The following is a 20,614-nucleotide window of genomic DNA, read 5'->3' on the forward strand; positions in this document are numbered from 1 at the left end:
AACAAGCTGATTTCGTCTGCTGAATTTAAGAAGAATGATGAAGGCTATGACAATTACACTTACACTGCGATAGTTGAGAATACTACAGAGTATTCATTTGAGAATGTTTCTGTGGTCTTGAACCTGTATGACAAAGATGGTGTGAAGCAAGAAGCATATGCCAATGTAAATTCTTGGGCTCCTGGTGAGAAAGTGCGCTTTGAGGCCTATAGCCAGTGCGATGCTCAGCAGATTAAACCGACGGTTCAATATTACAGTGTTGCAGATTGACGGTTGCGTTCTGATGGTCCCTATGTTCCGTTCGGGAACTAGTAAGTTTTGATGATTATCAGAACGCATCTCTGTACTTATTGTTGAGGTTGAACAGCGCCGATCTTTTCGCGTCATACTTATGTCTAAGTAATTGTGTGGATCTTACAATGATTCCCAGAAACCGACATAAGCACTTTCTAGAAAAGGACTCACGATGCCAAGACCCTACATAATCTGCCACATGATGTCATCAGTCGACGGCCGCATCGACTGCGGCATGACCGCGCAGCTCGCCGGCAACGACGTCTATTACGACTCACTCGCCGCGCTCGACGCACCCACTCGCGTGAGCGGCCGCGTGACCGCGCAAGACGAAATGGCATCCGGCGTATTCGACGGCGACAAGACTCCGATCGGTCACCCGTGCCACTCCGCAGTGCCTGCGAATGCTGCAGAAAACGGTGGCGCATACGAAGTGATCATGGATACGCATGGCACTCTGCTGTGGAACGGCGCGCACTCAGGGGATCGCCACCTCCTGATCGCCATGAGCGGGCAGGCGCCGCAGGCATACGCCGACTATCTCGACAGCAAGGGCATTGCTTGGATTGCCGCAGGCACTGATTCCATCGATCTCGCGCAGGTGTGCAGCATTCTCGCCACCGACTTCGGCGTCGAACGCATGGCAGTCGTCGGCGGCGCACACATCAACGGCGGCTTCCTCAAAGCTGGCTTACTCGACGAGATCAGCGTGGTGATCGGTCCCGGCATCGACGGACGCGAAGGTATGCCCGGCGTCTTCGACGGTCTCGCCCCGAACGCTCCCGTCACACACCTGAAGCTCATTTCGTGCGAGCCCTCTTCCGAAAGCGGCGCCGTCTGGCTGCGCTACAAAACTCTGTGAGACCGTACCGCACTATTAGTAAGCCTTTGTATTCAACCCGTGCAGGCAACACTGCACGGGTTTTCAATGTACGCGCTAGTGGCTCACTGAGATCATCGAGAACTCAAAACTCCCGCTTCATCTCGACCTCCGGCAACGTGTACCCGAGCCGCGTATCTCCGCGCGGATTCACCCGCACTCGCACAAATCCCGCGCGCTCCAGCACCCGCGCCGACTTCTCGTTCCCCTCATAATGGCAACCCCACACGGCAGGGCAATGCAGATCTTCTTGCGCATGCCGCAACACCTCCGCCAGCGCCTCGCTCGCATACCCGCGCCCCTGAAACTGCTCATCCAGCCAGAATCCCACCTCAGGCTCGCTCGTACTCTCCGAACACGCGTCCTCACCAAAGCGCAGGCCAATATTTCCAATGATTATCTCAGATTTCCCACGCTCGGCATCGCTAGAGCCGTCACCATTCACACCAGCATTTTTGAGGAGTATTTTGTAATTCTCCGCCGCACAATACTCATCGCACAGTGCTCGCTGCGCTTCTTCAAGACTGGTTATTACAGGGCAGCCGGTCGCCGGCAAAATATTGGGATTCCGCGTGATTCGCAAAACTCGGACGCATCACGCTCATCCCAGTTCGTGAGCAGCAATCTCTCCGTTTCCAGCATGCTCGCCCCTTTCTTCTGTACGTCTTCATATATTCGCCTGCAAACACGAAGTTTGCTCGTGCTCTTTCCGCAGCTAGTCAACCCAGTGCCCGCTGATGCACATTTCGCTCTTCGCTGGTGTGCGGCAAAGCTGTGTGATGCTCATGGGCTATAGTCTACAATCGTTGGAAAGTAAAGCTTTTGAGCGTGTTCGGCTTCGCTTGCGTGTGGGCGTGTAAACGCACATAAGCCACCTACGAGCAAGCAAATCGACACCTGTGAGCGGCGGCGCGCATAGCACCGAACCGCATCGCCGAACGAGGAGGGCTGCACCTGTGAAGAAAGACTCTACACCTGCGAACGCAGAGCGCCGCGCGATTCCGGCCTCGAACCTCGCGGTCACGATACTGCTGGTGGTGTTGCTCGCCGCCGTGCTCGGCGTAGTGGTTGGTTTCGGCACGATGGGCGTTCTGGGCATTGCCGACCTCCTGCAGGAGCACATCTGGGAGAAGTTCTTCTTCGACGCTTCCGGCCCTCTTCACATGGTGGCTCCGCTTATTCTGTGCTTGATTGGCGGCGTCGCCATCGGACTCTGGACCCGCAAATGCGGCTACACGCTCGACACGATGGGCGAGGTGATCGCGGACTACAAAAGAGATGGCGGATACCGCGTTCCCAACTGGGGTGAGTCGCTCATATTATTCATCCTTCCTATCGCGTTTGGCGGCGCAGTCGGCCCAGAAGCCGGCATCTCCGGCTTCGCTGCTGCTGGATTATCAGGGCTCTCGAACTCCGTGCGCAGAGCTGGCAGGGGAGCGCTGTCGAAACCGAAGCATCCTGTAACAGCCGCGTTCACCGCACTGCTCGCCTCCTCCGATGACTCCACTGCCACGGCTGACGCTTCCGCTACGACCGGCGGCTCGACAGCTAACACTGCATCTAAGGACGCTAAAGATCCCACTGACCCCACCACTTCCGCACAGACTTCCTCGAGTGGCGGTCACGAGAGCAAGATCTCCGAAACCTACGACATCCCGCATCCACGCTTACTGAGGACGATTGTGTGGGCTATCGCCGGCCTTGGCTTCGCCGGTGGATGCGCGTTGGTCGTACGCATCCTCGGTCATTTCGCCGCCATCGCACGCTTCGACACTCTGGACTTCAGCTCGCTTTCCGGCACCTCAATCGCCGTGGCAGTGCTTGCGCTGTTCGTTGGCTGGGCATGCGCGGCGATGGGCGACCTGTTCAACGCATGGTCGAAGAAGCTCATGGCACACGTCGGACCAGATCCGCTGCCACGCGCGATCATCTGCGGCATCGCACTGGGCGCCGTCGCCTGCTTCATGCCAGGCGTGCTGTTCTCCGGTCAGACTGGTACGGAAGACATGATGCACGAGTGGACCAGCTGGGCGCCGATCATGCTCGTGCTGCTGGTGGTGCTCAAACTGTTCCTGACCAAGCTGTGTGTAGCAGCAGACTGGGTAGGCGGCGAATTCTTCCCAACCATCTTCTGCGGCGTGTGCTTGGGCTATGCGCTGGCTTTGTGGTTCGGTGTGGATCCGATCCTCGTCGTCTGCGTGACCACTGCATCGCTCGTCTCCGCATGGACTCGCAAACCGTTACTCGCCACAGCCGTACTCGCCCTGTGCTTCCCGCCGCTCGATCTGATTATCGTGCTCGCCGCCGCCTACCTCGTCTCCGCGCTCCAAACGCTCACTCACAAAGTGACCGTGCGTTTGACCCGCAAGCAAACCGCATAAGCTAGGCGTTCGCACCGTGCGTTGAGTTCGCTACGAAAGCTGATCCGTGCTCTGTAGCATCTCCTCAGCCTGCTTCTCCATCTCCGCTTGCTGACGCTCATACTCCTTACGGGTATTGCGATCTATTTCAGCGTTGATCTTGTCCGCCTGAGCCTGCATCTCGTCCGCTTCGGCCTCACGAGCCTTCGTCTCGTTCACCAAGCGAGTGTATGCAACCTGCGGATCTTCCTTTGCTGCCTCCTGCATGGCCTTCATCGCGGTATCAAGCTCGGTTGCGCGAGTCTTGAAGTTCTCCGCGAGCGCCGGCTGGGCTTCCAGCAACCCTTCGGTGCCATCGATCAGAGCACCGAGTTTGCCGCATGTTTCCGGATCGACCACTTTGCTGTAGTTCGCGTCATACACTTTCTGCGCTTCCGCGAGCTTCTTCTCAAGCGCGGCGCGCGACTCTTTCAGTTCCTTGGATTCCGTCGCCGGAACTGTCTGCGTCTGCTCTTGCGCGGCTTGCGGAGTGTAACGATTAGAACCGTTCCACGCCAGTGCACCCACGATCACAGCTACCGCAATCACCACAGCGATCACGACGCCGATAGCACGGGTGCTTCTGTGCTTGCTCTCAGTATTGTTGACCATAGTAAAACTCCTTGATTCCCCAATGTGCGCCGTTGCACATGTCTCTATATTCTAGCTCTTTCGGGAAAAATATTATTGGGTGATGCACGTTGGCGTGGCGAATTATGCGAAGCATGGCAGAAAAGAGAACCCCGGTGGGGAAATACCGGGGAAGAGAGAAGAGAAGAAAGAAGTTCAGCTTTTCAGCTGTTGATTTATAGTTAACCCCACGATGCTTGGCGAACTCATGGCACAACCTGAAAGTTTGGTGGGAATCCGTGTTATTTGAAAAACAGCGATTATCGCGCAAAATATGTGGGCTCCCCAGCACGCAGTAGTTGCCGGGGAGCCCGCATAACTAATAATGCGTTGACTTCAGTTACTTGATATTGCTCACAAATCAGTCAACCAGGAACGAGCGCATGAACCACTGGAACTGCTCGAGCTTCTGCACATGATCCTGAATGATATTCGAGCTGACGAAATCGAGATCGTCGAGTTCAGCGACGGCCTTGCGGTCTGCGACGATGAACGCGTCATAATACTTGTCGAGTGCGCGCAGATAGTCGAGGGTGTCCTGACGACCTTCCATCTCGAACTTCGTCCAAGTGCGGTAGCGCACGATGTCGTCTGGGCGGCCGCTTGGCGAACCACCGAGAGCGGCGATACGCTCTGCGGTTTCGTCGGCCATCGCGAGCACTTCGTCAACCTGCGGGTCGAGCATCTCGTGCACGGCGATGAAGTTCGGGCCTGCAACGTTCCAGTGCGCGTGCTTCAGAACGAGCGCGGCTTCCTGCTCTTGGCTCAGACGTTCCTGCAGAATGCCGATCACCTTTTCGGAGGTTGCTTCGTCGAGACCTGGAACAATGAATGAAAGTGCCATGATGTCAATCCTTTCCCAAGATTGGTATGTAGTTCGAGCTTATGAGAAGGCGCGCGCAAACGGAGCTTCCATGAGCTGAAAGCCTAATGTGATCTCTATCTCGTTCGCTTATTTTGCTGGCGGGGATACAAAACTGCCAAAGGCTCGAGTATGCCGATCTGAAAAATGGCTATTTTCAACGTTCTTGTGAGGAGGCTACTCGAAGGTTGTGAGGTTTTATATCTCCACCAGCAAACTGGGGGTGGAGGGATCAGTTGGAGGAATCCGAAGAGTCAGCAGAGTCGGAATCTTCAGCAGCGGCGGCGTCTTCAGGGGACTGCTTGCGTACTTCGATTGTCTCGATGCGACGGCCATCCACCTTCGTGATTGTCATTGTGTAGGCATTGTCGATCACCAGACGATCGCCCACTTCGCCCATCTTTCCGGAGTGAGCGAGGAAGTAGCCGGCGACTGTCTCGTAAGGCCCATCTTCAAGCTCTATGCCAGTCAAATCGGCGAAATCCTCGATGGTCATGCCACCGTCGATCGTAGCCACGCCATTCACGAACACGTCAGTCGGCAAATCCTTCTTCGGGGTGTCTTCAGGCAAATCGTATTCGTCACGAATATCGCCGACGAGTTCCTCGGTCATGTCTTCAAGCGTCACAATGCCATCAGTGCCACCGTATTCGTCGATCACCACGGCCAGATGAATGCTGCGCTTGCGTAGCAGCGACAAGCTCGGCAGCAGCTTCGATGTGCCAGGAAGCGAAATGCCCTCGCGAGTCACGTCTGCAACGGTTTTCGCATTCGGATCGCGCACGTCGAGCAAGTCACGCACGTGAATGAATCCGAGCACGTCATCGAACGACTTGCCGATAACGGGGTAGCGAGAATATGGCATTTCGCGCACTTGCTCCGCCGCTTCCTTCAACGGCATCGACCCGTCGAGGAACACCACGTCTGCGCGTGGTCGCATCACTTCAGCCACGATGGTCTCGGAAGCGTCGAACACATCATCGAGAATCGTGCGCTCATCCTTCGTCAGGTTCGTGTTCGAGCTGACGAGCACGCGCAGCTCTTCGTCAGACACCTCGGATTCAGTTTCATTCGGGTCGAAGCCAAGCAAGCGCACAATGCCGTTCGTGTTCTTGCCAATAAGCCAAATAATCGGTTTGCAAATCGTGGCGAACGCGCTGATCGCCGGCACCACTGCGCGTGCGATCTGCTCGTTGCGCTGCATCGCGATGCGCTTAGGCACCATTTCGGAGATCACAATCGAGCAATACGAAATAATCAGCGTGAGCACAATCGTGGTGAGCGGCGCGGCAACGTTACTTGGCACGCCCCAGCTCTCCACAACCGGCACGATGAACGGCGAAATTGACGATTCGCCGAACGAAGCGGAGAGGAAGCCGGAGAGCGTGACGCCGATCTGCACGGTAGACAGGAACGTGTTTGGATCGCGCGCGATCTTCGCTACGCGCGCGCCGCGAGCATCCTCCTGTTCCATCTGATCGATTTGCGAACCGCGCAGCGAAACCAGCGCGAGCTCGGTGCCGGCAAACACAGAGCCGAGCAGAAGAAAGACGAAAATCAGCAGAATGTTCAAACCAAGTGACATAGCATCATCATTATAAAGTACATGCTCGCCAACGTGAGGCGGGCATAGCTCATTTGCGTGCACTCAGCAGATTATTGCTGCGGAGTGCACGCAAAGAAGGCTGTTAGCGTGCCTTTAGCAGAACGAAACTGTTGCATGCACGTGGGGGAGTTTGCTGGTGTGCTTTCAACAGGATGATTATGTTCGATGTGCATGTAGGCGCACGTCGGCGTGCATCTAACAGAATGATGCTGCTGAGAGTGCGCGAGATGATCGGCTGGCGTGCATTGAGCGGTATGTTCCTGTTGGGAGTGCGCGAAGGAGCCCGCTGGCGTGCACTTCGCAGGTGAGTGCTGTTGGGAGTGCATGAGGGATTATCTTGACGTGCATTTAGCAGGATGGCGCTGTGGGGAGTGCGCGGAGAAGCCCGCTGGCGTGCACTGAGCAGAACGTTCCTGTTGCGTGTGCGCGTGGCAGTACGCTGGCGCACACTTAGCAGGATGATTATGCTCAGCGTGCGCGTAGGCGCGCGTTGGCGTGCATCTAGCAGAATGATCCTGTTAGATGTGCATGAAGAAGTTTGCTGGCGTGCGTTGAACAGCGTAGTTCTGCTGGGTGTGCGCGAAGGATCATTCTGGCGTGCACTTAACAGGATGTTGCTGTTGGAAGCACACGGGGAGGTTTGCCGGCGTGCATCTAACAGAACGATGCTGCTGAGAGTGCGCGAAGGAGCTCGCTGGTGTGCATCTAACAGAACGAAACTGTTGCGTGCACGCGGGAGAGCTCGCTGGCGCACACTCAACAGCACATTGCTGCTGCGCGCGCACGAAGCAACCGATGATCGGCACGCGCGGCAGCATGCTTATGCTCAGAAGCACTCAGGAGTGCTCAGAAGCTGAGCACTTCCACCAGTCCGGTGTCGAGGCGGTAGCGCGCGCCCACAATCATCAGCTTTTCGTGTGCCACGGCGTCGCGAATAATCTCGGAGCTGGTGACGAGCTGCTCGATAGTGTGCGCAATATGCACCTGCTCGTAGTCGTCGCAGTCCTCCAAGCCAGCCATGCGCGCCTGCCACACGGAGATGCCGACGTTCTTCAGGAACTCGTTCGAAGAGGATTCGATCACCTGATCGAGATCTTCCATAATCTCTTCTTTGGTGCGCGTGTTCGTAATCTCATTCGTCAGGTGCTCGACAAGTTCGTCGAGATCGTGCTCGGCGTGCACGACAGCGCCGCAATGCTGATGCCCGAGCACGACGAGCAGGCTCACATGCAACCCGCTCACTGCGTATTCAAGAGATTGCAGCACGGACTTGTCGATCATCTGGCCGGCGGTGCGCACAGTGAACATGTCGCCAAGGCCCGCGTCGAAGATGATCTCCGGTGGCACACGCGAATCAGAGCAGCTCAGCACCGCGGCATCCGGATTCTGCCGGTCAATAAGAGATTCGCGCGTTTCTTTGTCTTGCCACGGATGCTCCTCCTTGCCCTCCGCGAACCGGCGGTTGCCTGCGAGCATGCGGCTCCACGTGCTGTTTGCAGTAGTTTCTTCGCTCATAGCCACTCCTTACAATCCTTGATAATTCACCGTTTCGCACCGTATCGCGAATGTGCGTCGGCGAAATATTGCTGCCTGTGTGATACTTCTTTTAGAATACGCGTTTGATATTCGCGCATAGAAGAGAACGCGCGCGCGTGAACGCGGCGCGAGCTGAGCGATAGGAGGAGTGATGAGCACCCGAAAAACTGCGAAACGCCCGTCGATTTTCGAGGTGGCGAAACGTGCGGGGGTGAGTCACCAGACGGTTTCGCGTGTGATCAATCATTCTCCGAACGTTGCTCAAGCCACGCGCGCGAAAGTCGAGCAGGCAATTGACGAGCTCGGTTATAGACCGAGTAACTCGGCGCGCGCGCTCGCTTCGCGCACCACGCGCACGATCGGCGTGATCGCGGGCGGGCAACGCTTCTATGGGCCGGTGAGTTCGCTGGCTGCTATCGAGACGATGGCTCGCGAACACGGCATGTTCGTGTCGGTGGCGATGGTGCACGAGGCGCTCTGCTCGCAGGAGGAGTTCGATAATCTATGCGACATGTTCGGGCAGCAGGGCGTCGACGGCTATATTTTTTGACACCGACCGACGTGATGTTGCAGTCCGCGTGCCGTGCGAAAGTGACGCAGCCGCGCGTGCTGGTGACTTCCACACACGGCAAGATGAGCATTCAGGAGGGCATGCGCTTACTCGGTGCCGAGCAGCGGCGCAAAGTGTCGCTCGTCGGCGTTGATCAGTGGGGCGGTATGGAGGGGATTATGCGCCTCATCGACAAATTCGGCCACCGCAACGTGTTGCTGTTCGCAGGCCCGACGCAGTGGCGCGACGCCGCGACTCGACTGCTCGCTTGGAATAAACTGTGCACGCAGTATGGCGTGAACTCGATCACTGTGCAATGCAGCGTGTGGGAGTCGGGCGAAGCGTACCAGCGCATGAATCATATTCTCGAAAATATTGGCTCGAACGGCGGCAGACTGCCGACTTGCGTAGTGTGCTCGAACGATCAGATGGCGATTGGCGTGATCCGCGCGCTGCTTGAGCATGGCGTGCACGTACCGCAAGACGTGAGTGTGACCGGATTCGACGACATGCCCGGCATGAGCAATTTGTTCCCGCCGCTAACTACTGTTCGCCAGGATTTCGATGACTTGGGGACGATGGCGATGCGTGAGCTGCTGTATCTGCTCGGCGAAGGCGACGAGCCGGGCTACACGATGTCGCGGCACGGCGTTGGGCTCGCGCCGGCTGACGTGATCGTGCGCCAATCGGTGCGCGAGGCCGCGCGCAGATAGATTTATCTGCGCGCGGCCTCGGCTGATGTAGTTTGAGGATTTACGATTATTGGTTATTCAGCATTTGCTCATTATGATTCGTCGACTGATGATTCAGACGATGTTTCATTATGTGCATGCTTGTCGGTAACCACCCACCCACGAACGGCATTGACTGCGCAATACACGGTCACAATGGTCAGACAGAGAGCAAAGATGATGTTTGACCAACTGAGCAGGTCTCCATTGGCATTTGCTTCTACGCATGTTTGCACGAGCCAGATAGCGCAGGCGACCGAGGTGAGTGCGTACATTCGCGCTCGTGCTTGTGAATTGAGTTTCATGACAATGCCTTTCGTGTGAGTAGGTGTCAGGCTTTCAGCCCTTCTTGCGCTTAGTGAGAATGTCTACTGCAACGGCTCCGAGAAGCACAAGGCCTTTGATGGTCTTGACCACTGCGGTATCAACGCCCATGATCGACAGGCCCTGATTGATCACACCCATGACGAGTGCGCCGACCACAGCTCCTGGGATAGTGCCGATGCCGCCGGTGACTGCAGTGCCGCCGATGAAGCAAGATGCGATGGCGTCCATTTCGAATTCCATGCCAGCTTGTGCGGTTGCAGAAGAGAGACGAGACAAGACGCAGATAGCTGCCACGGCGGACAGGAAGCCCATGTGCACAAAGAGTGTGAAATCGACCCGTTTGGTATTGATGCCGGAGAGGATTGCAGCCTTGCGGTTACCGCCAACTGCATACACGTGGCGTCCGAACACAGTCTTGGTCAGAATGAAGTTGTAGATAAGCACGAGAACTGCCAGAATGACGAGCATAATCGGGATGCCGCCTTGATCGGCGTTGCCAGATAGCGCCAGCAGATAGGTGACGAATCCGATGAGCAGTGCAGCAACGACGATCTTTGTGACGGTTATTGCCATTGGCTCAGGCGAGAGTCCTGCCTTGGCTACCTTAGCGCGGCGGCGAAGCTGACTCCATGCAAACAGGGCGATGCAAATGATGCCAACGACTATAGTTAGTCCATCGAATGGTCCCCACCAGCCAAGAATATTCGGCAGATAATTACGTGCAATGCCACGGAATTGCGGCGAAGTGATTGGCACAGATTCGCCGACGATAACAGTGGCGAGACCGCGGAAGATCAGCATGCCAGCTAATGTGGTGATAAAGCCGGGGATTCCGACATAAGCGACCCAGAAACCTTGCCAGCAGCCAATGATCAGGCCGACAACAAGAGAGATGAGAATGGCAAGCATCCAATTGACGCCTTGTCGTTCCATCAAAATTGCGCAGATACCACCGACGAAGGCGACAATCGAACCTACAGACAGATCGATGTGTGTGGCAATGATGACCATGACCATGCCGATGGCGAGGATGATCACATAAGCGTTCTGCTGAATCAGAGAGACGAAGCTGTTTGGCTTGAGCAGTACGCCTTTGGTGAGGAATTCAAAGACAAGAACGATCACGACGAGTGCGCCGACGATGCCGTATTGCTTCGAGTTATTGGCCAATGTTTCAAGAACACCTGTGTTCTTGTTCTTCTTTACTGGGGTTGCATTAGCAGTGCTCATCGTGCAACCACCTCCTTCTCTTTAGTCATGCCCTTCATGAGATATTCCTGTGTGAAGCCGTTCTTGGCGACATTGTCTGTGACGACTCCCTGACTGACTGTGTAAATGCGATCGCAGATGCCGATGAGTTCCGGCAACTCCGAGGAGATGACGATGATGGCTTTGCCCTCGTCCGCGAGCTTGTTAATGATCTCGTAGATTTCATATTTGGCGCCTACGTCAATTCCTCGCGTTGGCTCATCGAGAATGAGAATATCCGGATCGGAGATCACCCATTTTGCGAGAACTACCTTTTGCTGGTTGCCACCTGAAAGCGTGCCGACATTAACATCGATGCTGTTGCATTTGATGTGAAAGTCTTTGCGGTATTCTTCCACTTCTTTGCGCTCTATGTTGTCGTTCATCACACCGTGGACACTCATCTTTTCAAGAGATGCCATAGAAGCATTCTCTCGGATGTTTTGCAGTAGATTGAGGCCATACACTTTGCGATCTTCGGTGGCGTAAGCAAGACCGGCATCGATAGCTGCCTGCACGTTCGGCAAGCTCACCTCTTTGCCTTTAACAAATACTTTGCCGGAGATATGCGAACCATATGACTTGCCGAAAATACTCATCGCGAGTTCAGTGCGTCCGGCACCCATCAAACCTGCTAGTCCAACGATCTCGCCAGAGCGTGCAGCTATGTTGGCGTGATCGACAATGACGCGGCTTTGATCGAGTGGATGGTGCACTGTCCAGTCTTCAATGCGGAGGTATTCGTCACCTGGCTTGTTGGACTCATGATCGGGATAGAGGTTCGTCAGCGAACGACCTACCATCTTGCGGATCAGTTCATCCTGATCAAGAGGTGTTTCTGGGGTGATGAACATTTCGCCGACGGTGGCACCATCTCGGATGATTGTCACATTGTCTGCGATCTCTGCGATCTCATTGAGTTTGTGGCTGATGATGATGCTCGTTACCCCTTGCTCATCACGCAGTTCACGAACCAGATTGAGTAGATGTGCTGAGTCCTCATCGTTCAACGCAGCTGTTGGTTCATCAAGGATTAGCAGCTTAACATTTTTGACAATGCTTTGGCGATTTCAACCAGTTGCTGCTTGCCAACTCCGATATCCATGATTTTAGTATCTGGATTCTCTGGCAGACCTACTCTTTTCAGCAGCTGTGCAGCTTTGGCTCGTGTCTCATCCCAGTTGATCACACCGCCTTTAGCTTGCTCATTGCCGATAAAGATGTTTTCTGCGATCGACAGAAATGGGCTGAGGGCGAGTTCCTGATGAATGATGACGATGCCATCGGCTTCTGAATCATTAATGGTGCGGTATTTGCATTCCTTTCCTTCAAAAGTGATGGTTCCAGAGTAGGAGCCGTAGGGGTATACCCCTGACAGCACATTCATTAATGTGGACTTTCCCGCGCCGTTTTCCCCACAGATCGCGTGGATTTCGCCGCGTTCGACATTGAGATCTACGCCCGACAATGCTTTGACCGGACCGAAGGTTTTGACGATATTGTTCATCGTCAAAATCGTGTCATTATTTGACATGACATGCTCCTTTCAAAGACTGTCAGCGGACGTCTTCGCCCTTCGTGAGTTTGTCAAAGCGCTCTTGCGTCAGATAGTTGGCTTTCACAAGATCGTTGAGATTCTCAATGGTGATATTCTGTGGGTCAAGCAGCTTCGATGGAACATCGATGTTGTTGTTATTGAATTTACCGTTGATGCCAGTGACTTCCTTGCCTTCGGCGATCTCGATGATCATGTCATAAACGGCGTCAGCAAGTTCATTGACATTTTTGAACACTGTTTCGCCCTGCTTGCCCGCGGCAATATTTGAAACTGCGATTTCCATAGCGTCTTGGCCTGTGATTGGAGGCCAAGATTCGGTGCCTGGTTTCATATCTGGACGCTTCGATTCAATGGCGTTGATCACGCCCTGAGCAATTCCGTCATATGGGGTGAGTACGGCATCGAGTTTTTACCGCTGGCATAGGTGGAATCGAGAATCGATTCCATATCTTTTGTGCCTGTTCGGTTTTCCAAGACTGCACCGAAATCTTCTGCCAATCATCAACTGTGAAGTCTTTTGTCACTCCACCACCATGATTCGATGGGCATACCAGCACGCCTTTTGCAAAATACGGCTGCAGGATGTCCCACGCACCCTTGAAGAAGTACTTCGCATTGTTGTCATCGGGTGAGCCGGTGAAGAGCTCCATGTTGAACGGTCCTTTTTCGCCGTCGTTGAGCCCCAGCTGATCTACGAGGTATTCGGCTTCGAGTTTGCCTACCTGCTCCAGTTGGAATGTGGCATAGTAGTCAACCGCGTCGGTGTTCATGATAAGGCGATCGTAGGCGATGACTTTTGCGCCAGCATCATGGGCTTTTTCGACTGCTGGGCCCACCGCTGAGCCATCTTTTGCAGCAACGACAAGAATTTTGGCGTTTTGATTCACCATATTTTCGATGTCTGCATTCTGCTGTGCTGGCTTGTCATCTGCATAGTTGAGAACGACTTTGTAGCCGGCTTTTTCAAGTTTGTTCTTGAGGTTGTTGCCGTCTTTATTCCAACGTTCCTCTGATTTCGTTGGCATGGAAATGCCTATTGTGGCCCCCTTTTCTAGTTTCTGGACACCGGAGGTCTGCTCGAATCCAGAACGGGTGGATCCGCATGCGCCCATGGATGCGCATAACGCGAGACTGCTCATCAGGGCTGCTATCTTTGTGATGCGTTTCATCTCTGCTCCCATCTCCTTTGACGGAATATGTGGCTTCATTGCCATGACCTCACAAGAGGTTTAGTGTTAGCATACGCCATTGTGTTAAGTTGTCAAACTCAATACGGCGTTTTGGAGTGTTATTTGTTTGATATATGAATTCAATGTGAAAGTGTTTGTCTATTTTCGACCGTTTTTCGTTGTGGGTGTCAGTCGTAGGCCGTATGGCTTTATGCTGTTATGTATGGCAGGACGACTTTCAAAGAGGAAGCTTGGCTCACAAAGCTCTCTTCGTGAAGCGAATCGTGCAAATCTATTGGAGACCATTCATAGATTCGGTGCGATGACGCAGGTTGAACTTGCTGAGATCATGGGTGTGTCGACGGCCACGGTCTCGGCACTGGTTCATCAGTTGGTGGACGAAGGGCAACTAGAGACCCACAGCACTGTGCGCAATGGTAGGCGTGCTCAGCTAGTCGCGCTTACGCACCATGAGGGGCTGGCTGCCGGAGTGCATATCACGCGTCGCGGTTTGCGTGTGGTTCTGTGTGATGATAAACGCGAGCCTTTCGTAGATCATCACTACCCTTTGGCAGTCAATCATCATCCTGATACCACGCTTAATGTCGTTGTGCAGTTAATTCGCGAATCTCTTGCGCAGCTAGATGCAGAACCAAGTGAGTTGTTGGCAATCGGCGTGGCGCTTGGAGCTCCTGTTGATGCTCGGACGCACATGTTGGCTGTTCCAGGGTTATTGCCTGGTTGGGAAGATACAGATATCGAGGCAATGCTTGAGGGCGTTTTCTCCGTACCTGTGCATGTCGAGAATGATGCCAATATGGCAGCATTCTGCGAGGCGAGGGTCGGCGCCGGTGTCGGTATTGATGATTTTGTGTATGTCAGCGCCGGAGATGGTGTTGGTGCTGGCATTGTTGAACATGGTGAGGTTCGGCGAGGTGTCACTGGCCTAGCTGGGGAGATTGGGCATATTCAGGTTGATCCTCTCGGTGCTATCTGTCGATGCGGCAATCGAGGTTGCTTGAACACTGTTGTCGATGAGCAACGGTTGACATCATTGCTGACGGTGACGCATGGAGAACTCACTTTGGCGGATCTTGTATCTAAAGCTAATGAAGGAGATCCTGGATGCCGCAGGGTCATTGCTGATGCGGCTGTTCGTATAGGCAATGTGGCGTCTACGCTCTGCATTTCCGTTGATCCGGAGCTAGTCATTGTTGGCGGCGAGCTGTCGGAGTCTGGAGATGTGTTCTTAGACCCATTCCGTGAAACTTTGCAACGATTGCTGTTCCCTGATGCATTGATGCCTATATCAGTACTTGAGGCACGTCGTCCGGTGGTCAACAGCGCGCTCGGCGCAGGCGTTCTAGCTATTGAGCATGTTGAGCGAGCCGCGCTTAAAGGTGCTATCTAAAAGTTAAAAGAGGACAGAGGGAGGAGAGATGAGCCAGCAGTCAACGTTGATTGAGCTTCAGGGCATCACGAAGCGGTATGGCCTCGTCGAAGCATTGCGTGATGTCGATCTGGAGGTAAAAACCAGACAAATTGTGGCTATCGTTGGTGACAATGGCGCGGGCAAATCCACGCTTGTGCATATCATCGCGGGACTTGAACAACCTGATAGCGGACGTATTGCCGTACGAGGCAAAGAATTGCGCATTGATGGCATTGCTAAAGCCGCTGAATTAGGAATTGCGTCTGCTTTTCAGCAACCGGAGTTTTGCGAAAATCTCGATGTTTGTGCAAATATCTTCCTTGGTAAAGAGTTGTCCAATGGATTATCGATGCGTGATGATGAGCAGATGCATGCTAAGGCGCGCGAGATATTAAGCGCATTGTCTGTGCCGGTGCGCGCGAGCCAGTCAATTGCGTCCCTGTCTGGCGGTCAGCGTCAAACAGTTGCCATAGCGCGCACATTGCTCAACGAGCCGGATGTAGTCGTACTTGATGAGCCCACTGCATCTTTGTCGGTGACGCAATCTGCAGAAGTGCTTGACTACATTGTGTCTTTGCGTTCGATGGGCCGTAGTGTCATCATGGTCTGTCATGATCTTCCCAGTGTCTTTGCCATTGCCGATCGTATTGTGGTGATGCGGCATGGCTCCATCTGTGCAGTGCATGCCACTGATGAAACCACGTATGAACAGGTGCTTGCCGAGATGGCTGGCGTCGTGCAGAATAATGCCTCTATACGGGAGCGCCGGCGCGTGTTGCGTGCACGTACGCCTATTGAACGTCGTGTAAGGTGACTGAGAGTATTTCGTATTGCGCAATGATGCGTGAATCCCGATAGGAAAGGTTACTCGTGACTGTTGTAGAAATTATCGTTTCTATTGTTGTGGGCATAGGTTGTTTTGTTCTTGGTGTGTTCCTTGGTGCGTTGCCGATTAAACGCGCTGAGATTACTGAGGAGCAGAACAAATACCAGCAATTAGGCGGTATCCTCGCATGTGCAATTGTCGTGATTCTCATGCTGCTGAGCATGGATGTCGCTTCATGGGTATCAATCGGAACATTGGCTGTTGGTGTTGCAATCAGTTATATCCCAGCAATACGTCGGGTGTTGCTTAACCGTTTCCCAATACTTCAGCCAGCGCAGCCATCTTCTCCGTTGCGCCGAGTCAAGCGAAAGAATGATCGATAGCGGTATCCGGTATTTTGCGGCTGTTGTGACTTTGACAAAGTAAATAATCCAATTCGGCGTGTTCCCGTTATTGTGAGCGCTAACATGATTTTAGATAACAAAGATGTTAGCGCTCACTATTTTGAGCGAAGACGCTGGAGGAGCTATGGGCAGTCAGAGTTCGGCAGTCGCGGAGGCTATAGCGGCAGGGAGGACGTCGCTCGGCATTGAATTCGGATCGACGCGCATCAAAGCGGTTCTCGTCGATGAACATTGCCGCGCATTGGCTACGAGCGATTTCGAATGGCAGTCGCATTTGAACGATGGCTTGTGGACGTACGATCTCGACGAGGTGTGGCATGGCCTGCAGAGCGTATACACGGGCATCGCGTTTCATGTGAAACATGATTATGGCGTGGAGCTCACGACGATCGGGCAGATCGGCGTCTCCGCCATGATGCACGGCTACCTCGCGTTCGACGAGCGCGGCGAGCTGCTCGTACCGTTCCGCACTTGGCAGAACACGAACACGCATGAAGCTCACGAGCGGCTTTCCAACCTGTTCCAATTCAACATCCCCGAGCGCTGGTCGGTCGCCCACCTCTACCAAGCGGTGCTCGACCACGAGCCACATGTTCCCAACGTGCGCTTCATCACCACGCTCGCAGGTTACGTGCATTGGAAGCTCACCGGCCGCAAAGTGCTCGGCGTGGGAGACGCCTCGGGCATGTTCCCGATCGACCCGCAAACCAAAACCTACGAGCGCGCGTTTGTCGAGCAGTTCGATGCGCTCCCCGAAGTCGCTGCGCAGCCATGGAAGCTCGAAGACCTACTGCCCGCACCGCTTGTCGCCGGCACGCCCGCAGGCACACTGACACAAGAGGGTGTGGCTCTGCTCGACCCAAGCGGCACGCTGCAGCCAGGCATCGCGTTCGCCCCACCGGAAGGCGACGCAGGAACTGGCATGGTCGCCACGAATTCCGTTCGCCCGCGCACCGGCAACGTTTCGGCTGGCACGTCTATTTTCGCCACTGTCGTGCTCGAACATAAGCTTTCGCAACTGCGCCCGGAAGTCGACGTGGTGACGACTCCGGTTGGAGACCTGGCGGGCATGAGTCATGCGAACAACTTCACGTCAGATCTCAACGCGTGGGTGAACATGTTCCGCGAATTCGCGAATCTCAACGGCGTGCAGCTCAGCGACGCCGAACTATATGGGCGGCTGTTCCGCGCCGCCATCTCAAGCGATGCGGAAGATGACGCCGGGGGAGTGCTCAACTACCCGTTCCGCACCGGCGAATTTCTCGCCGGACTTGCGGAAGGACGCCCGCTCGTCACTCGCGCGCCGGAGGCGAACCTTTCGTTGGCGAACTTCATGCGCGCGCAATTATTCGGCGCGTTCTGCCCGGTGAGCATAGGCATGCGCGTGATGACCGAAGACGAAGGCGTGCAGATCGACTCGCTCGTCGGGCACGGCGGCATCTTCGCAACGCCGGTAGTCGCACAGAAAATACTCGCCGCAGCATTCAATACACCGATTCGCGTGATGACCACCGCCTCCGAAGGCGGCGCGTGGGGCATGGCGGTATTGGCGGATTATCTGAATCACGCGAGCACTCCGCTCGCTGATTATCTCGACACCGCTGTGTTCGCGGACGCGCAATCCACAGTCGAACGGCCGGATCCGCGCGATGTGGCGGGATTCCAACGATTCTTCGAGCGGTTCATGCGCGGACTGCCTGTGGAACACAGTGCCGTCGAGCACATAAGCGGAACGAAATAATACGCGAATCCACATATCCACAACTTTGTTGAAAGGACTAGCAATGGCAACATTGGCGGACTACGGCCCCGAAGTTCGAGCCGAAGTCAAGCAGGTGCGCGAAACGGTTGCGAACCTGCACCAGCAACTCATCAAGTGGAATCTCGTGGTGTGGACGGCGGGCAATGTGTCGCAACGCTTGCACACCGCCGACCTGATGGTGATCAAGCCGTCTGGATTGCGCTACGAATACTTGACTCCGAGCTCGATGGTCGTGTGCGATCTCGACGGCAACGTGGTGGATGGTGCTGAAGCGCCGTCGTCTGACACCGCTTCGCACGCATACATCTACCGGCACATGCCCGACGTGTATGGCGTGGTGCACACGCACTCCACCTACGCGACGGCATGGGCGTCGACCGGCCAGAACATTCCGTGCGGATTGACGATGATGGGCGACGAATTCGGTGGCGAAGTGCCGGTCGGGCCATTCCGCTTGATCGGCTCCGAGGCGATAGGCGAGGGCGTGGTGGAGACGCTGAAGAAATACCCGAAGTCTCCCGCCGTGCTGATGCAGAACCATGGGCCATTCACGATCGGCAAAGACGCCGAAGCCGCAGTGAAGGCCGCGGCCATGACCGAAGAAGTGGCGCACACGATGTGGGCGGCACGCCAGATCGGCAGCATCATTCCGATTCCGCAGGAAGACATCGACAAGCTCAACGACCGCTACCAGAACGTGTACGGCCAGCACTGAGCGAGTCACAAACAATCGACAGCAACGAAGCAAAGGAACAACAATGGCAATGGACAACCCGTTTGAAGGCAAGGAAATCTGGTTCGGCGTCGGCTCGCAAGACCTCTACGGCGAGGAAGCGCTGCGCCAAGTGGCGGCACAGTCGAAAGAGATAGTCGACACGCTCAACGCGAGCAGTGAGATACCGGTCAAACTCGTGCTGAAACCAACGCTGAAGTCGTCGGATGGCGTGCGCAGGTTCATGGTCGACGCTTCCGCCGACGATTCCTGCATCGGCGTGATCGCTTGGATGCACACGTTCTCGCCTGCGAAAATGTGGATTCGCGGACTCGAGGCGCTGAGGAAGCCGCTGCTGCAGCTCAACACGCAGCATCATTTCGAGATTCCGTGGGAGACCATCGACATGGACTTCATGAATCTCAACCAGTCCGCACACGGCGACCGCGAATTCGGCTACATCGTCACCCGACTCGGCATTCCGCGCAAAATCGTCGTCGGCCACTACACCAGCCCGGAAGTCGCCAAGAAGATCGGCACATGGGCACGCGCCTGCGCCGGCTGGCAGGCGTCGAACACGATGAACGTGATGCGTTGGGGCGACAACATGCGCAATGTGGCCGTCACCGAAGGCGACAAAACCGAGGCGGAACGCGTGTTCGGCGCATCGGTCAATACGTGGCCGGTCAACGAACTCGTCGCCGCCTATGACGCGGTGAAAGACTCGCAGGTCAACGACCTGATTGAAGACTACAAGCTGAAATATGACGTGGCTCCCGAACTGCTCGACAAACGCTACGATTCACTGGTGGTCGCCGCACGCGAAGAGGCTGCGATGGTCAACATGATGCGCAGCAACGATTGCACCGCTGGCGTCGACAACTTCGAAGACCTCGGTGCATTGCCGCAATTGCCGGGCGTGGGGCCGCAACGCTTCCCCTCCGAATACGGTTGGGGCTTCTCAGCGGAAGGCGACTGGAAGACCTCGATTCTGGTGCGCATCGGTGCAGTGATGGGCTACGGCCTGAACGGTGGCGCATCGCTTATGGAAGACTATTCCTACAACTTCACGCCGGGCAATGAGATGATCATGGGATCGCACATGCTCGAGGTCTCGCCGTCGCTTGGCACCATCGCCAAGCCGAAGCTCGAGATCCACCCGCTCGGCATCGGCGGCAAGGCGGATCCGGTTCGTCTGGTGTTCACCGTCGCACCAAAGCACGATGCCGTCGTCGTGTCGCTCGCCGACGTGCGCACGCGCTTCCGCATGCTGATGAACGTCGTCGACGTTGTGGAACCGCTTGGTTCGCTCGCCAAGCTGCCGTGCGCCCGTGGCTTGTGGAAGCCGGAGCCAAGCCTCGAAACCTCAGCCGAATGCTGGCTGCTTGCAGGAGGCTCGCACCACACTTGCATGACCACATCGGTCGGTCGCGAAGCCTGGGAGGATTTCGCGCGCATCGCCGGCGTCGAGCTCGCCACGATCGACGCCTCCACAACGCCACGCGAGTTCGAGCGTGAACTCGACCTCGCCGACATGGTTCATGAACTCAGGAACCGCCACTGATCCCACACCCCAGCTGGTCACTATCGATAATCAATCCGCCCAATACTCAACGCAGTCAGCAGATGCGAGCGTTTCGATGGTGACCGGTGACGTGGGTGCTAGCATCAAAAGCAGGCAAATATAT

General features: G+C 55.2%; 15 protein-coding genes and 3 pseudogenes. 10 read left to right on the plus strand and 8 right to left on the minus strand.

Going from position 1 to position 20,614, the window contains the following annotated elements:
• The first annotated feature begins 9 nt into the window (after window positions 1-9).
• Together GSD1FS_RS10375 and GSD1FS_RS02855 are read left to right on the plus strand one after the other, a co-directional pair.
• Window positions 10-270 (plus strand): FxLYD domain-containing protein, encoded by a 261-nt coding sequence (locus GSD1FS_RS10375; protein WP_425481778.1) that lies wholly within the window; start codon window positions 10-12, stop codon window positions 268-270.
• A 196-nt stretch (window positions 271-466) separates the two neighbouring features.
• Window positions 467-1,156, plus strand: a complete 690-nt coding sequence (locus GSD1FS_RS02855; protein ID WP_155588292.1) for a dihydrofolate reductase family protein — start codon at window positions 467-469, stop codon at window positions 1,154-1,156.
• Window positions 1,157-1,259: 103 nt separating this feature from the next.
• Here GSD1FS_RS02855 and GSD1FS_RS02860 read toward each other — a convergent pair whose 3' ends face one another.
• Window positions 1,260-1,730, minus strand: coding sequence for a GNAT family N-acetyltransferase (locus GSD1FS_RS02860; RefSeq protein ID WP_196425011.1), 471 nt, complete (start codon window positions 1,728-1,730; stop codon window positions 1,260-1,262).
• A 400-nt stretch (window positions 1,731-2,130) separates the two neighbouring features.
• On the opposite strand from GSD1FS_RS02860, the gene GSD1FS_RS02865 reads away from it, so the two are divergent.
• Window positions 2,131-3,555 (plus strand): chloride channel protein, encoded by a 1,425-nt coding sequence (locus tag GSD1FS_RS02865; protein ID WP_155588294.1) that lies wholly within the window; start codon window positions 2,131-2,133, stop codon window positions 3,553-3,555.
• 30 nt (window positions 3,556-3,585) lie between these two features.
• Here GSD1FS_RS02865 and GSD1FS_RS02870 read toward each other — a convergent pair whose 3' ends face one another.
• The 4 genes from GSD1FS_RS02870 to GSD1FS_RS02885 all read right to left on the minus strand — a co-directional run bounded on the left by GSD1FS_RS02870 (window position 3,586) and on the right by GSD1FS_RS02885 (window position 8,147).
• The gene (locus GSD1FS_RS02870; protein WP_155588295.1) at window positions 3,586-4,185 is read right to left on the minus strand and encodes a hypothetical protein; all 600 of its coding nucleotides are present in this window, start codon (window positions 4,183-4,185) and stop codon (window positions 3,586-3,588) included.
• A 379-nt stretch (window positions 4,186-4,564) separates the two neighbouring features.
• Window positions 4,565-5,047 carry a Dps family protein gene (locus tag GSD1FS_RS02875; protein ID WP_155588296.1) on the minus strand — a complete coding sequence of 161 codons (483 nt, stop codon included), beginning with the start codon at window positions 5,045-5,047 and terminating at the stop codon, window positions 4,565-4,567.
• Between the two features lie 250 nt (window positions 5,048-5,297).
• A complete protein-coding gene (locus GSD1FS_RS02880; protein WP_155588297.1) occupies window positions 5,298-6,650 on the minus strand; it encodes a hemolysin family protein in 1,353 nt (450 codons plus the stop codon).
• An 867-nt stretch (window positions 6,651-7,517) separates the two neighbouring features.
• Complete coding sequence (locus tag GSD1FS_RS02885) at window positions 7,518-8,147, minus strand: carbonic anhydrase (RefSeq protein ID WP_155588467.1); 630 nt, start codon at window positions 8,145-8,147, stop codon at window positions 7,518-7,520.
• 211 nt (window positions 8,148-8,358) lie between these two features.
• On the opposite strand from GSD1FS_RS02885, the pseudogene GSD1FS_RS02890 reads away from it, so the two are divergent.
• A pseudogene (locus GSD1FS_RS02890) lies at window positions 8,359-9,470 on the plus strand (LacI family DNA-binding transcriptional regulator).
• Window positions 9,471-9,827: 357 nt separating this feature from the next.
• Here GSD1FS_RS02890 and mmsB read toward each other — a convergent pair.
• From mmsB to GSD1FS_RS02910, 3 genes and pseudogenes are all read right to left on the minus strand, one after another.
• Window positions 9,828-11,045 carry a multiple monosaccharide ABC transporter permease gene (gene mmsB, locus GSD1FS_RS02900; RefSeq protein ID WP_155588299.1) on the minus strand — a complete coding sequence of 406 codons (1,218 nt, stop codon included), beginning with the start codon at window positions 11,043-11,045 and terminating at the stop codon, window positions 9,828-9,830.
• Window positions 11,042-12,597, minus strand: a pseudogene (locus tag GSD1FS_RS02905) (ATP-binding cassette domain-containing protein). Before GSD1FS_RS02905 ends, mmsB begins: the two are co-directional and overlap by 4 nt.
• 22 nt (window positions 12,598-12,619) lie before the next feature.
• Window positions 12,620-13,790 (minus strand): annotated as a pseudogene (locus tag GSD1FS_RS02910) (substrate-binding domain-containing protein).
• Between the two features lie 223 nt (window positions 13,791-14,013).
• On the opposite strand from GSD1FS_RS02910, the gene GSD1FS_RS02915 reads away from it, so the two are divergent.
• The 6 genes from GSD1FS_RS02915 (at window position 14,014) to araA (ending at window position 20,490) form a co-directional block, all read left to right on the plus strand.
• On the plus strand, window positions 14,014-15,201 hold the full coding sequence (locus GSD1FS_RS02915; protein WP_155588300.1) for an ROK family transcriptional regulator: 1,188 nt from the start codon (window positions 14,014-14,016) through the stop codon (window positions 15,199-15,201).
• 28 nt (window positions 15,202-15,229) lie between these two features.
• The gene (locus tag GSD1FS_RS02920; RefSeq protein WP_155588301.1) at window positions 15,230-16,036 is read left to right on the plus strand and encodes an ATP-binding cassette domain-containing protein; all 807 of its coding nucleotides are present in this window, start codon (window positions 15,230-15,232) and stop codon (window positions 16,034-16,036) included.
• A gap of 56 nt (window positions 16,037-16,092) precedes the next feature.
• Entirely contained in the window at window positions 16,093-16,431 is a 339-nt protein-coding gene (locus GSD1FS_RS02925) for a hypothetical protein (protein WP_246165734.1), read from the plus strand.
• Window positions 16,432-16,576: 145 nt separating this feature from the next.
• A complete protein-coding gene (locus GSD1FS_RS02930) occupies window positions 16,577-18,193 on the plus strand; it encodes a xylulokinase (protein ID WP_196425012.1) in 1,617 nt (538 codons plus the stop codon).
• Window positions 18,194-18,236: 43 nt separating this feature from the next.
• Window positions 18,237-18,929 carry an L-ribulose-5-phosphate 4-epimerase gene (locus GSD1FS_RS02935; protein WP_155588303.1) on the plus strand — a complete coding sequence of 231 codons (693 nt, stop codon included), beginning with the start codon at window positions 18,237-18,239 and terminating at the stop codon, window positions 18,927-18,929.
• A gap of 43 nt (window positions 18,930-18,972) precedes the next feature.
• The gene (gene araA / locus GSD1FS_RS02940) at window positions 18,973-20,490 is read left to right on the plus strand and encodes an L-arabinose isomerase (RefSeq protein ID WP_155588304.1); all 1,518 of its coding nucleotides are present in this window, start codon (window positions 18,973-18,975) and stop codon (window positions 20,488-20,490) included.
• Window positions 20,491-20,614: the final 124 nt, after the last annotated feature.

This window comes from Bifidobacterium canis (assembly GCF_009727065.1).
GTDB classification, from domain to species: Bacteria; Actinomycetota; Actinomycetes; order Actinomycetales; family Bifidobacteriaceae; genus Bifidobacterium; species Bifidobacterium canis.

Coding starts and splice junctions, on each gene's coding strand:
- GSD1FS_RS02855 (WP_155588292.1), top strand. CDS start 467: ATGCCAAGACCCTACATAATCTGCCACATGATGTCATCAGTCGACGGC.
- GSD1FS_RS02870 (WP_155588295.1), bottom strand. CDS start 4,185: ATGGTCAACAATACTGAGAGCAAGCACAGAAGCACCCGTGCTATCGGC.
- GSD1FS_RS02875 (WP_155588296.1), bottom strand. CDS start 5,047: ATGGCACTTTCATTCATTGTTCCAGGTCTCGACGAAGCAACCTCCGAA.
- GSD1FS_RS02880 (WP_155588297.1), bottom strand. CDS start 6,650: ATGTCACTTGGTTTGAACATTCTGCTGATTTTCGTCTTTCTTCTGCTC.
- GSD1FS_RS02885 (WP_155588467.1), bottom strand. CDS start 8,147: ATGCTCGCAGGCAACCGCCGGTTCGCGGAGGGCAAGGAGGAGCATCCG.
- mmsB (WP_155588299.1), bottom strand. CDS start 11,045: ATGAGCACTGCTAATGCAACCCCAGTAAAGAAGAACAAGAACACAGGT.
- GSD1FS_RS02915 (WP_155588300.1), top strand. CDS start 14,014: ATGGCAGGACGACTTTCAAAGAGGAAGCTTGGCTCACAAAGCTCTCTT.
- GSD1FS_RS02920 (WP_155588301.1), top strand. CDS start 15,230: ATGAGCCAGCAGTCAACGTTGATTGAGCTTCAGGGCATCACGAAGCGG.
- GSD1FS_RS02930 (WP_196425012.1), top strand. CDS start 16,577: ATGGGCAGTCAGAGTTCGGCAGTCGCGGAGGCTATAGCGGCAGGGAGG.
- GSD1FS_RS02935 (WP_155588303.1), top strand. CDS start 18,237: ATGGCAACATTGGCGGACTACGGCCCCGAAGTTCGAGCCGAAGTCAAG.
- araA (WP_155588304.1), top strand. CDS start 18,973: ATGGCAATGGACAACCCGTTTGAAGGCAAGGAAATCTGGTTCGGCGTC.